The following is a 12,668-nucleotide window of genomic DNA, read 5'->3' as shown; positions in this document are numbered from 1 at the left end:
CGACGACGTGGATGCCGGTTCGCCGCAGAAAATGCGGCACACTCAAAAACCTGGAGCAGCGATCGGTCGCCGCTCTAACGCCCCCCGGTCCAGTCCGCCCGGTTCGGTCGAGCGCCCACCGGCATCGCCTCGCCGGGCTCGAAGCGGGCGAGCTCGGCGGCGCGGGCGTTGATCCAGCTCGCGTGCTGGCCAACCGGCGTCACGGCGGTGAAGCCGCCGCAGGCGGTGCGGACCCGGCCCTGCTGGGCGGCGCCGCTCGACCAGCTCACCACGCCGACGAGCTGGTAGCCGCCCGGGCCACCGCGCAGGATCGGCCCGCCGGAATCGCCGAGGCAGGCGCCGGCGCCGGCGGTCTCGGCCAGCGTGGATCGGTCGGCCACCACCGTCACGGTGTTGGCGACCTGGAGCTCGCCGAGCGAGACGAGGCGGGCCTGGCGCAGCACCCGGGCGCTGCCGCGCCGGTTCTCCGCCACCACGCCGTAGCCGGCGATGGCCACGGTGTCGCCCTGCGGGATCTCGCCGCCATAGCGGGTGTCGAGGGGACGGAAATCGGGGCCGAGGCGCTCGCTGAGCTTCAGGATGGCGAGGTCGGTGCCGGGCTGGGTCTCGGGCGTGGTGCCGGGCACGAAATCCGGGTGCATCGCCGCCGCGATCGCCCGCAGGCGGCGCTGGCGGAAGTTGCGGTCGACGACCACGATCCAGTAGCCGGCCTTGCGCATCACGCAATGGGCCGCGGTGAGGACGAGGTCGGGACCGATGAGCGATCCGGAGCACATCTCGCCGGTGGTGCTCTCGATCCGCACCACCGAGCCGCGCAGGCCGTCGGGATCGCGGGTCACCTCGCCCCGGACCACGGCGCCGGCGCCGCCGCTCCACAGGCCGAGGGGCGCGGCCACCGCGAGGGCGGCCGAGAGGGGACGCAGGGCGGAACGGAGGCGGGACGGAGAGACGCGCATGGGACCACCCTAGAAGCGTGCGGCCACGCTCGACAAGTGAAGTCTCGCGCGAAGGGTGTGGTTCCGCACCGGCACGGGCCCGCCGCGGGAACGAAGCCGTGAGCGGGGCGGGAGGGCCGTCACTCCCAGCGCGCCTCGGCACCCCACGCGGCGGTCGCGCGCGAGATCCACGCCCGCTGCGGCCCGACCAGCACGCCCTGCGAGACGCCGCCGCAGGCCGATTTGCCCGAACCGCTCGCCCAGGTGGTCACCGCGAGCACGCCTCCGTCAGCGGTCACGATCGGCCCGCCCGAATCGCCCTCGCAGGCGCCCGACGCTGCCGGACCTTTCAGCCAGGCCAGGATGCGGCTCGGGCCGTGGGGCTCGACCAGTGGCATCGTCGCGGTGCGGAAGGTGCCGGTGCTGCGGTGGTCGCCCGGGCGGGCGACGCCGTAGCCGCCGAGGGTCAGCGGCGTGCCGGCGGCGACCGGCGCCTCGGTCAGGCTCGCCGGGACGAAGCGGGCCGGCAGGGCCGTCTCGGTGCGCAGGAGCGCGAGATCGATCGAGCGCCGTCGCCCGGCGATGGCCCCCGCATCGTAGCCCGGATGCAGCACCCGGGCGGCGATCCCGAGCATGACCGGCGCCCCGGATTCATCGCGAAAATGCACCCGGTGCTCGACCCCGGGGGCGGCGCAATGGGCCGCGGTGAGCACCACGTCGCGGGCGAGCACGATGCCGGTGCAGACCCCGCCGCGGGAGGACAGCACCATCACGCTGGAGTGGGCGAGGGGCGTGTCGGAGGCGTCGGTGCCGCCGACGACGGCGTGGGCGGGGGTGGCGAGGAGGAGGGCGGCGAGGAACGGGAGATGCAGGCGGATCACGGCGCTCTCGGGGCGGTGGGGCCGGAAAGCCCCTGCCCTGCCCGATCCGGCGCGGGAGGTCCAGGGCGACAACGAGAACGGCGCGCAATATTTTTTACAAGCAATAATCTCGTACAACATGCCTTCACATGTATGGATAGCGCCTCCAATGAGTGGAAAGATTATTCGATTCGCCCCATGGATTTGACAATCACAGTCTCATTCCGGGGCCTCGCAGCGGAGCCCGGAGTGCCGAAGGCACGCCCAGACACTCAGGTGATGCAGAACCACGCGGAACACTGTCCGCTTTATCCTGTACGATCAGCGGTTCTGGATTCCGGGCTCCACTGCGCGGCCTCGGAATGACACGGAGGGTGTCGAGACTGTCGAGCAAAGCCCAGGACGAGTAGAAGCATCAATGCAGCATCCGCGATCCGGGGATAGACTTGTACCGACGGCCGCCCGCGCTTCCTCGCGGTCGGCTTTCTCGACGGGCAGCTCGTATCCCTGGTCTTCGCCCTCGTCGGCAGCGAGGCCGTCTCGGCCATCAGTCTGCGGCGAGCGAGCCGCAGCGAGAGGAGTCGCTATGACGAGACGTAGGGCGAGCCTGCCGCCCCTCACCGATGCCGAGGAGGCGGAGATCCAAGCCGGGATCGCGCAGGATCCCGACAATCCGGAGATCACGGCCGAGCAGTTCGCCCGGATGCGGCCTGCCGGCGAGGTGCTGCCGCCCGCACTCTACGCCGCCCTGACGCGGCGTGGCCGGCCCAAAGCCGAGGTGACGAAGGTGCCGGTCACGATCCGTCTCGACCGGGACGTGGTGGAGGCGTTCAAGGCGACGGGCGACGGCTGGCAGACCCGGATGAACGCCACGCTCAAGCGGGCGGCAAGGCGGCTCGGGACGCGGTGATGCAAGAGGTGGCGGGCTCGGGCTGACTCTGTCGCGCGACGGGACTCATCCTGACACCAGCGAAGGAGCCTATGGATCGGTCATCGCGACCGAGGCCGGAACCGGCCGCGGCGCGGCCACCACGACCGGCGGCGCCAGCGCCACCGACGGCGGCACCGGCCCCAGGCACCCGGTGCACACCGAGGCGATCGCCCGGTTGGCCCGGGCGGTGATCCGCGCCTCGAACGCCTCGCGGGCCGCGACGGCGCGGGCGAGAGCCACTTGGCGCGCGATCTCCGCCGCGCGGGCAGCCGCAGCGGCATCAACGCCGGAGCCCTCCTCCGGCGCTTCGTCCCGAGGGCGGATGCGCAGCAGCAGGGGCGCGCCACCCATCGCCAAGCCGTCCACCGCAAAGCCGCCCATCTCCGTGGCGGCGGAAACGGGCTCGGGGACCGCCTCCTGCGCGTAGGCCGCGCCGGCGAGGCACCATGCGACGGCGAGGAACGGGAACGCGGCGGGGCGCATGGCAACTCCCTGGCTGGCGGCCGGCAGGGTCGGCCGGCGGGGTTAGCACGGCCTTAACCATAACAGCCACGTCGCCGGATCGGTTCACCCGCGTCGCCCGCGCCACACCCGGATCGGCGACGAAGCCGGCGCCGGAACCTCGGCCGCACACGAGAACGTGACCGGGCGCGCCCCTCGAAACCCGGCACCTTCGCATTCAGGGTGCATTCAGTGCCCGGCGACGATGGTCCCCGGCATGCGCAACCTCGCTCTCCTCCTGCTCCCCGCCCTCGTCGGCCTCGCCGGCGCCTCGGGCTGGCTCGCGGCCGCGGAGGAGCGGGACGAGACCGCCACGGGCGCCGTGCCGGCGCAACCGCTGAAGGCGGTGGAGACGCACCAGACCTGCCTCTCCTCCGGCGACCTGCGCGAGGCGGTGGCGGAGAAGCGCGTGGTCGAGCCGGTGGCGGCGATCCGCGCGGCGCGGGCCGCCGTGCCGCGGGCCGACATCGTGCGGGCCAATCTCTGCCGGCGGGACGAGACGCTGGTCTACATGCTGACGGCCTTGCGCAAGGACGGCCAGTTCGTGCACGTGATGGTGGATGCCCGGTCGGGACAAGTGTCCGGCCAGTGGTGAAACGCGGGTTTGTTCTGAACTGAGGGGTTCGGGTCGTGCGTCTGCTCGTGGTCGAGGATGACCGGGATCTCAACCGCCAGGTCGTGAGCGCCCTGGAAGAGGCGGGCTACGCCGTCGACAAGGCGTTCGACGGCGAGGAGGGCGCCTTCCTCGGCGAGACCGAGCCCTACGACTGCATCATCCTCGACATGGGCCTGCCCAAGGCCGACGGCGTCTCGGTCCTGTCGGGCTGGCGCCGGGCGCAGGTGAAGACGCCGGTCATCATCCTCACCGCCCGCGACCGCTGGAGCGACAAGGTCAACGGCTTCGATGCCGGCGCCGACGACTACGTGACGAAGCCCTTCCACATGGAGGAGCTGCTGGCCCGGGTGCGCGCGCTGCTCCGCCGCACCGCCGGCCACGCCACGAGCCAGATCAGCGCCGGCCCGGTCGTCCTCGACACCCGCTCGGGCCGCGTCTTCGTCGACGGCAGCCCGGTCAAGCTCACCTCGCACGAGTACCGGCTGCTCTCCTACCTGATGCACCATACCGGCCGGGTCGTGTCCCGGGCCGAATTGACCGAGCACCTCTACGACCAGGATTTCGACCGCGACTCGAACACCATCGAGGTCTTCGTCGGGCGCCTGCGCAAGAAGCTCGCGGTCGACCTGATCCAGACCGTGCGCGGCCTCGGCTACCTGATCGACGCGGGCGCCGGCGGAAAGCAGCCGTGACCGGTCCCGGCCGGGCCGCGGCCGAGGCGCCACCGGCGGCGGAGACGGGCCTTGCCGGCGGCGTCGCCCCCGCCGCGCCCCGCGCATCCGGGCGATTCTGGTGGCTCGGCTGGCGGCCGTGGCGCAAGCGCTCGATCGCGGTCCGCCTCGCCGTCTCGTCGCTGCTCGCGAGCGCGCTGATCCTGCTGATCGCCGGGCTGATCCTCTCGACCCTCTACCGCGAGACCACCGAGCGGGCCTTCGACAGCCGGCTCCTCGTCTACGCCAACGATCTCGCCACCAACCTCGTCTCGCCCTCCGATTCCGAGGCGCGCAGCTTCGGGGCGCTCGGCGACCCGCGCTTCGACCTGCCGCTGTCGGGCTGGTACTGGCAGGTCGGCCGGCCGAACGCCCGGCCCAGGGACCTGCGCACCTCGCGCTCGCTCGTCGGCGTGCCGCTCCAGCCGCCCGACAACGCGGTCGGCGAGGCCGGCGCCGGGCAATTGCGCAAGGGCTACGGCAAGGCGCAGGACGACCGGCCGCTGCGCATCATCGAGCGCACCGTCGATCTCGGCGAGGAGGGCCGCTACCTCGTGCGGGTGGCCGGCCCCTCGGACGAGATCGCCGCCGACATGCGGCGCTTCACCTTCGCGCTCACCACCACCTTCGCACTGCTCGGCCTCTCGCTCGGCCTCACCACCCTGTTGCAGATCCGCTTCGGCCTCGCCCCGCTGATCAAGCTGCGGGCGGCGCTCGGCGCCATCCGCCGCGGCGAGGCGGACCGCATCTCGGGCGAGTACCCGCAGGACATCGCGCCGCTCGCCGGCGAGGTGAACCTGCTCCTCGAGACCAACCGCGAGATCCTGGAGCGGGCCCGCACCCAGGTCGGCAACCTCGCCCACGCGCTGAAGACGCCGTTGAGCATCATCGTCAACGAGGCCTCGGCGGGGGACGCCCACAGCGAGCTCGCGGTCAAGGTGCGGGAGCAGGCCGCGGTGATGCGCGACCAGGTGAACTACCACCTCGACCGCGCCCGCGCCGCGGCTCTGGCCGGCGCGCTCGGCACCTTCACCGACGTCGAGCCGGTGGTGGCGGCGCTGGTGCGCACCTTTGGCAAGATCTTCTACGACAAGGACCTGACCTTCGATACCAGCGTCACCCCGGGCCTGCGCTTCCGCGGCGAGCGCCAGGATTTCGAGGAGATGATCGGCAACCTCGTCGACAACGCCGCCAAGTGGGCGCAGTCGCGCGTCTCGATCCGCGCCGAGGTGATCGGCCAGGGCGAGTACCCGCACCTCATCGTCACGGTGGAGGATGACGGGCCCGGCCTGCCGCCGGAGGCGAGGGCCGCCGTGCTGGAGCGCGGCCGGCGCCTCGACGAGACCAAGCCCGGCTCGGGGCTGGGTCTCTCCATCGTCTCCGACCTCGCCGCCCTCTATCGCGGGCGCCTGCGCCTCGACGCGGCCGCACTCGGCGGCTTAAGGGCAGTGATCGAGGTGCCGGGCGATGCGAGCCCGGCGGCGGCGCAGGCCTGACGGCCCGCGCGCGACGAGGTTCTCAGTTCGGCATGATCCTGCAGCGGAGCGAAGCGTTCTACGGCCGAGCCCAGGTGCGGCAGGGCCGGCCGGCCCTGCGCCTGGTCGAGGACGCCCACTACCTCATGCGGATCCCAAAGCTCGACAAGATCCCGGTGATCTTCGACGCCGCGGGCCGGATGGTGCCCGAATCCCTCGACCACCACAGCGGCGAGCGCACCCCGACCTGGCAGACCACGGAATGGCCGGAGGGGCAGGGCCCGGTGACCGACGCGGCACCGGAGGGCACCTATCTGTATGTCGGGGCGATCCACCCGCATTACGGCCACTTCGTCATCAACACGCTGGCGCGATTCTGGCCGCTCCTCGATGCCGCCGGGGGGGCCTTGCGCCCGACCCTGCTCTGCCACGGGCCCGGGCCCGACGCGGACTGGAGCGGCACCCCGTTCATCCCGGAGATCCTCGGCCGGCTGGGCCTCAGCGTGCTGGATCTCACGACCTTCGGCCGGCCGGTGCGGATCCCGACCCTGCTCGTGCCCCAGGCCGCCCTGCAGCAGGACGACTACGCCTTCCCGGTCCTGGCCGATCTGTGCCGGGAGATCGGGCGCGGCTACTACGCGCCCGAGGAGGTCGATGCCGATCCCCAGCCGGTCTACCTGTCGAAGACCCGCCTGACCGGCGGCGTGCGCCGCTTCTCCAACGAGGAGGCGGTGACGGCCGTGCTGGAGCGCGAGGGGGTGCGGATCGTCCACCCGGAGCTCCTGAGCTTCCCCGAGCAGGTGCGCCTGTTCGCCCGCCACCGGGTGATCCTCGGCGCCAACGGCTCGGCCTTCCACACCCTGCTCTTCGCGCCCCCTCGTCGGCGGGTGATCGCCATCGCCGACCGGCTCAAGCTGAGCGCGACCTACCGGCTGATCGACCTCATCACGGGCACGCAGGCGCATTACTACTATCCCGTAGGGACCAGCAGCCACGCCGGCGACGGCTTCACCGTCAACTTCGTGCTGCGGGAGCCGGAGACCGTGGCGGCGGAGCTCCTCGACAAGATCGCCCGCATCGACACCCTGCGGGAGAGCGACCTGCGGAGCGATCCCGGCGCCTGGCACCTCTCGCCGGCGATTCCGCCCCTGCCGCCCCGGCCCGGCGGGCTGCTGGGGCGCCTGCGCGGGGTGGTGCCGGGGCTCGGCTGAGGCGAGGACGTGTCCTCGGGCATTTCCTTGGAGCCGTTCCCCTCGGGCAGGGAGTGCGCTAAGTCCGGGCCCTGCTCCGGAGCGACCTGACCGATGCCCGACCTCGACGCGATCGCCGCCCGCCACGGCGTCGGCCCCGACGCCGTCCGCCACCTCCTCGACGCGCTCGCCCGCGGCCACGGCCGGATGGCGCAGTTCAATCATCCCGATCTCGGCGGCATGGGCCAGTGGTCCGCCGGCGGGATGACGATGATCGGCGACATGTTCAATGCCGGGCTCAAGGCCCGGGTCGTCGCGCTCTGCGACGAGCTGGCGCCGCTCGCCACGGCGATGCCGGCGGAGGGCGGGAGCTTCCAGTCCCAGGGCTTCTCGGCTCAAGGTTTCTCGGGGCAGGGCTTCGGTGGGTCCTGGTGGCCCGAGGGTCTGGGCCAGCCGGCCACTTCCGGCGCGCAGAACGACGCCCGCTACGCCTTCTTCCCCGAGGCCCGGCGCCTCGCCATCGAGAGCGGCGGCCGGGTGACGCTCTACGACACCGGCGACCACCGGATCGGGGGCGTCTCGCAGCAGCAGGGCTCGTCCCACTCCCTGAGCTTCACCAGCCAGTTCGGCCCGGTGCGGCTGGAGGAGCTGCCGGTGGTGGGAGAGCCCGGGCAGGATGCGCGCCCCGCCCCGCAGGCCGCGCCGGCGCCTGCACCGGAGGCCTCCGCGCCGATGCCTTCTCAACCTGTCGATGCGCCCAGCGGGGACGTGTTCGGGATGATCGAGCGTCTGTCGGAGCTGCACCGCCGGGGCGTGCTCACCGAGGCCGAGTTCGCCGCGAAGAAGACGGAACTATTGGCGCGGTTGTGAGGAGGCGATGCGGGGTCGACCACGTCGCACGACCACATCAGACGACGCGAAAGCTGGTTTTTGAGGGCTGCGGTGCTTTCGAAGCCTCTTCTATCCCGCCCGCAACCTCATCCTGAGGTGCCGAAGCGAAGGCCTCGAAGGAGGCCTCCAGGGATCTCGGAGACTTCTGGAAGCCTCCTTCGAGGCCGCTACGCTCGCACCTCAGGATGAGGTCGTGGGTGGGATGGTTTGAGAAATGGTATGCAGCCAAGTCTCGACCGCAGGGTTACGCCCCCGCTGAGCCCTTGCGTCGGCGCAGGTGGGTGACTGGTTTATCACCCCACCGCACTCCACCCGTACTCCCCAGCCGCCGCGACCTTCCGGTGGAAGGCGAGCCTGCGGTCGTATTCCAGCGGGTCCTTCGGCTTCACCAGGGCGCCGGGGGGCACATTGAGCCAGTCGACGAGGCGGGTCAGCATGAAGCGGAGCGCCGCGCCGCGGGCGAGGAGCGGCAGGGCCTCCACCTCGCGGGGTTCGAGCGGGCGCACGGCCTGGTAGGCGGCGATCATCGCCTGGCCCTTGGTGCGGTTGAAGGAATAATCCGCCTCGAAGCACCAGGCGTTGAGGCAGATCGCCAGGTCGTACGCGAAGGCGTCGGTGCAGGCGAAGTAGAAGTCGATCAGGCCCGAGACCTCGTCGCCGAGGAAGAACACGTTGTCGGTGAAGAGATCCGCGTGGATGACGCCGCCGGGCAGGTCCTGCGGCCAGGAGGCCTCGAGGAGCGCGAGGTCCGCGCGGGTGCGATCGGCGAGGCCCGGAGCGACCCGGTCGGCCTGGGCTTCCGCCGCCCCGAAGAGCGGGCGCCATCCCGCGACCGAGAGGGCGTTCGGCCGCTGCATCGGGAAGCCGGCCCCGGCGGCGTGCAGGCCGGCGAGCGCGGCGCCCAGCGCCCGGCAGTGCTTGACGCCGGGCCGGCGCACCGAGACGCCCTCCAGGAACGACACGATCACGGCGGGCCGGCCGCAGAGCCGCCCGAGGGTGGCGCCGTCGCGGGTAGGGATCGGCTGCGGGCAGGCGAGGCCGTTGGCGGCCAGGTGCTGCATCAGCCCGAGGAAGAACGGCAGGTCGCCCTCCCTCACCCGCTTCTCGTAGAGGGTGAGGATGTAGGAGCCGGTGGTGGTGTGCAGGATGAAGTTGGTGTTCTCCACCCCCTCGGCGATGCCCTTGTAGGACAGGAGATCGCCGATCTCGTAGGCGGCGAGAAAGGCGGCCAGCGCCTCGTCCGGAACCTCGGTGTAGACCGCCACGGCCGTTCTGCTTCGCTCTGGAAAATGGATGGAAAAACGGGGGGCGGTGCTTCGAACAAAGGCGCGGTCCCCCCTCTCCCGCGTGGGTGAGGGGGAACCGCGCCTTTGCTCTGCGAATGCCCGGACTCGGCAGGAAGGGCTCAGGCCCTACTCCGCCGCCTCGCTGCGCAGCTCGCGCGGCAGCGGGAACACCATGTCCTCGGTCGTGGTCGAGACGGTGTCGACCGTGACCTCGTAACGGGTCGCGAAGGCGTCGATGATCTCTTCCACCAGCACCTCGGGGGCCGAGGCGCCGGCGGTGAGGCCGAGGCGGCGGATGTCGGAGAAGGCCTCCCAGTCCAGGTCCTCGGCGCGGTTGACGAGCCGGGTGATCGGGCAGCCGACGCGCTCGGCGACCTCGCGCAGGCGCTGCGAGTTCGAGGAGTTCGAGGAGCCGACGACGATCAGCGCGTCGACGAGGGGGGCGACCTGCTTCACCGCCTCCTGGCGGTTGGTGGTGGCGTAGCAGATGTCGTCCTTGTGCGGACCGACGATCTTCGGGAACTTGCGCTTCAGCGCCTCGACGATGTGGTGGGTGTCGTCGACGGACAGCGTCGTCTGGGTCACCCAGGCGAGGTTGTCGCGGGTCTCGGGCTCCAGCGCCTCGATCTGCTCGACATCCTCCACCAGGGTGATCGAGCCCTTGGGCAGCTGGCCCATGGTGCCGACGACCTCAGGGTGGCCGGAATGGCCGACCAGCAGCACGTGGCGGCCGCGCTTGTGGTGGATCTCGGCCTCGCGGTGGACCTTGGTCACCAGCGGGCAGGTCGCGTCGATCGTGGTGAGGCCACGGGCGACCGCGTTCTGCGGCACGGTCTTCGCCACGCCGTGGGCGGAGAAGATCACCGGGGCCTTGCCGTCCGGCACCTCGTCGAGCTCGGCGACGAAGACCGCGCCTTTGCGCTTCAGGCTCTCGACCACGTACTTGTTGTGCACGATCTCGTGGCGCACGTAGACGGGCGGGCCGTAGAGGGCGAGGGCCCGCTCGACCACGTCGATGGCCCGCACCACGCCGGCGCAGAATCCGCGCGGCGCGCAGAGAAGGATCTCGAGGGGCGGCTTCGCGGGCGCGGCGGCACCGGCGTCGGTCTGGTTCACGGAGGCGCTCATGATCCGGGATGTGGCGAGGCGGGGCGGCCCCTGTCAACCTCTTGTGCCACGCAATCGTGGCGAACAACAGGTCGCGCGCGCGACACCTCCCCTGCGGCAGCCGCGTGACGACCGGCGCGGAACCCGCGGGCGGGGCGAAACCCGGGTTCGCTCACCGGCCCCGTTCGGGTTAAGGGAGGGTCTGAGCCGACCTCGAACCCGGGAGAATCCCGCGCGATGGCGACCGCCGCCGACCACGCCAGCTTCCTGCCGCCGGTCCTGACCTTCCTGTCCGCCGCGGTGATCGGCGTGCCGATCTTCCGCCTGCTCGGGCAGAGCGCGGTGCTCGGCTACCTCGTGGCCGGCGTCGTCATCGGCCCGTCGGGCCTCTCGCTCATCACCGAGCCGGAGACCGCCCGCAGCGTCTCGGAGCTCGGGGTGGTGCTCCTCCTGTTCATCGTCGGGCTCGAACTCGAGATCTCGCGCCTGATCTCGCTCCGGCGCGACATCCTCGGCCTCGGCACGCTCCAGCTCGGGCTCTGCGCCCTGACGCTCGGCGGCCTCGGATACCTCTCCGGCCTCTCGGGCGGCGCCGCGACGGTGATCGGCATCGCGCTCGCCCTCTCGGCGACGGCGGTCGCGCTGCAGCTCCTCGAAGAGAGACGCGACCTCGCCTCGCCTTACGGCCAGCGCGCCTTCGCGGTGCTGCTGTTCCAGGACCTGTCGATCGTCGGCATCCTGGCGCTCCTGCCGCTGATCGCCCAGACCGGCACCGGCGGGGGCGGCGAGGCCTGGCTCGGCACCGCCCTGCAATCGGCCGGGACCGCGGTCGCGGCGGTGATCGGGGTGGTACTCGTCGGCCGCTACGGCCTCAACCCGTTCTTCCGCCTGCTGGCCGCCAGCGGCGCGCGCGAGGTGATGACCGCGGCCGCCCTCCTCGTGGTGCTCGGCACCGCCCTCGTCATGGAGGAGGTCGGGCTGTCGATGGCGATGGGGGCGTTCCTCGCCGGGCTGCTTCTCGCCGAATCGAATTTCCGCCACCAGCTCGAGGCCGATATCGAGCCGTTCCGCGGCATGCTGCTCGGCCTGTTCTTCATGAGCGTCGGCATGTCGATCGACCTCGGCCTCGTCGGCCAGAACTGGCTCGGCCTGTCCGCCGCCACGGTGGGGGCGATCCTGATCAAGGTCGCGCTGGTGGCGGGGCTCTTCCGGCTGTTCGGCTCGTCGTGGCTCGACGGCTTGCGCGGCGCCGCCGTGCTGGCGCCGGCGGGCGAATTCGCCTTCGTGCTGCTGCCGGTCGGCCAGGAGCTCGGCCTCGTCGACGGCCCGTCCGGGCGGCTCGCCATCGCGCTCGCGGCGATCACCATGCTGATCGGCCCGATCGGCGCCAAGGTCCTCGACGGGGTGCTGTCGCGGCGCGCCACCGCCCCGCTCGAACCCGAGCACGAGGCGATCGAGGGCGCCGAGGCGCGGGTGCTGGTGATCGGCTTCGGCCGCTTCGGCCACATCCTCAACCAGGTGCTGCTGGCTCAAGGGTTGAGCGTCACGGTGATCGACAAGGACGTCGAGCAGATCCGCAGCGCCGCCCGCTTCGGCTTCCGGGTCTATTACGGCGACGGCACCCGCCTCGACGTGCTGCGCTCGTCGGGTGCCGGCAAGGCGGAAGTCGTCTGCATCTGCATCGACGACCCGGAGGCGACGCTCAAGATCGTCGACCTCGTCCATGCCGAGTTCCCGGCCGCGCGCACCTACGTGCGGGTGTTCGACCGGGTGCAGGCGATCGAGGCGATGGGCCGCGACGTCGACTACCAGATCCGCGAGACCTTCGAATCGGCCCTCGCCTTCGGCCGCGCCACCCTGGAGGCGCTGGGCCTCTCGCCCGAGGAGGCGGCCCGTACGGTCGACGACGTGCGCAGGCGCGACCTCGCCCGGCTGGTGCTGCAGCAGGCCGGCGAGCCCCTCGACCGGGGCGATCCGTTGCGCAGCCTGGTGCGGATCAAGCCCGAGCCCCTGACCGCGCCGCTCCACGCCTCGCACGGCCTCAACCCGGAGACCGAGGACATCATCGCCCGCGAGCGGGCCGGCGCCGATGGGTGAGGCCCGCCCCCCGACCCCGCCGCCCCGACCGCCCGCTTCGTCACCGGCTCGACGCTGCGCCACGTCGTG

Annotated in this window: 12 protein-coding genes; 7 read left to right on the top strand and 5 right to left on the bottom strand. The window is 71.8% G+C overall.

Features of this window, described 5'->3' with window-relative positions; all coding sequences use genetic code 11:
* Positions 1–74: 74 nt before the first annotated feature.
* A complete protein-coding gene (locus DK412_RS01765) occupies positions 75–956 on the bottom strand; it encodes a trypsin-like serine protease (RefSeq protein ID WP_109970536.1) in 882 nt (293 codons plus the stop codon).
* A gap of 119 nt (positions 957–1,075) precedes the next feature.
* Positions 1,076–1,816 (bottom strand): S1 family peptidase, encoded by a 741-nt coding sequence (locus DK412_RS01760; RefSeq protein ID WP_245447381.1) that lies wholly within the window; start codon positions 1,814–1,816, stop codon positions 1,076–1,078.
* Positions 1,817–2,381: 565 nt separating this feature from the next.
* Between DK412_RS01760 and DK412_RS01755 the strand changes: the two genes are divergently transcribed.
* Positions 2,382–2,705: a BrnA antitoxin family protein gene (locus DK412_RS01755; RefSeq protein WP_109970534.1), complete on the top strand. Its 324-nt coding sequence runs from the start codon at positions 2,382–2,384 to the stop codon at positions 2,703–2,705.
* 69 nt (positions 2,706–2,774) lie between these two features.
* Here DK412_RS01755 and DK412_RS30800 read toward each other — a convergent pair whose 3' ends face one another.
* Entirely contained in the window at positions 2,775–3,209 is a 435-nt protein-coding gene (locus DK412_RS30800) for a hypothetical protein (protein WP_245447380.1), read from the bottom strand.
* A gap of 235 nt (positions 3,210–3,444) precedes the next feature.
* On the opposite strand from DK412_RS30800, the gene DK412_RS01745 reads away from it, so the two are divergent.
* From DK412_RS01745 to DK412_RS01725, 5 genes are all read left to right on the top strand, one after another.
* Complete coding sequence (locus DK412_RS01745) at positions 3,445–3,822, top strand: PepSY domain-containing protein (RefSeq protein WP_093571156.1); 378 nt, start codon at positions 3,445–3,447, stop codon at positions 3,820–3,822.
* A 35-nt stretch (positions 3,823–3,857) separates the two neighbouring features.
* Entirely contained in the window at positions 3,858–4,535 is a 678-nt protein-coding gene (locus tag DK412_RS01740) for a response regulator transcription factor (protein WP_109970532.1), read from the top strand.
* Positions 4,536–4,669: 134 nt separating this feature from the next.
* Positions 4,670–6,049 (top strand): sensor histidine kinase, encoded by a 1,380-nt coding sequence (locus DK412_RS01735; RefSeq protein WP_109975000.1) that lies wholly within the window; start codon positions 4,670–4,672, stop codon positions 6,047–6,049.
* A gap of 32 nt (positions 6,050–6,081) precedes the next feature.
* On the top strand, positions 6,082–7,239 hold the full coding sequence (locus tag DK412_RS01730) for a glycosyltransferase family 61 protein (protein WP_109970531.1): 1,158 nt from the start codon (positions 6,082–6,084) through the stop codon (positions 7,237–7,239).
* Positions 7,240–7,332: 93 nt separating this feature from the next.
* Positions 7,333–8,088, top strand: coding sequence for an SHOCT domain-containing protein (locus tag DK412_RS01725; RefSeq protein ID WP_109970530.1), 756 nt, complete (start codon positions 7,333–7,335; stop codon positions 8,086–8,088).
* A 314-nt stretch (positions 8,089–8,402) separates the two neighbouring features.
* Here DK412_RS01725 and DK412_RS01720 read toward each other — a convergent pair whose 3' ends face one another.
* Positions 8,403–9,374, bottom strand: coding sequence for a homoserine kinase (locus DK412_RS01720; protein ID WP_109970529.1), 972 nt, complete (start codon positions 9,372–9,374; stop codon positions 8,403–8,405).
* Positions 9,375–9,521: 147 nt separating this feature from the next.
* Positions 9,522–10,523 carry a 4-hydroxy-3-methylbut-2-enyl diphosphate reductase gene (ispH, locus tag DK412_RS01715; protein ID WP_109970528.1) on the bottom strand — a complete coding sequence of 334 codons (1,002 nt, stop codon included), beginning with the start codon at positions 10,521–10,523 and terminating at the stop codon, positions 9,522–9,524.
* A 216-nt stretch (positions 10,524–10,739) separates the two neighbouring features.
* Between ispH and DK412_RS01710 the strand changes: the two genes are divergently transcribed.
* Positions 10,740–12,599: a monovalent cation:proton antiporter-2 (CPA2) family protein gene (locus DK412_RS01710; protein ID WP_109970527.1), complete on the top strand. Its 1,860-nt coding sequence runs from the start codon at positions 10,740–10,742 to the stop codon at positions 12,597–12,599.
* Positions 12,600–12,668 lie beyond the last annotated feature (69 nt).

This window comes from Methylobacterium sp. 17Sr1-1, from assembly GCF_003173775.1.
Lineage (GTDB): Bacteria > Pseudomonadota > Alphaproteobacteria > Rhizobiales > Beijerinckiaceae > Methylobacterium.
Note: the sequence above shows the minus strand (reverse complement) of the source record. Positions and strands in the feature narration are given on the sequence as shown.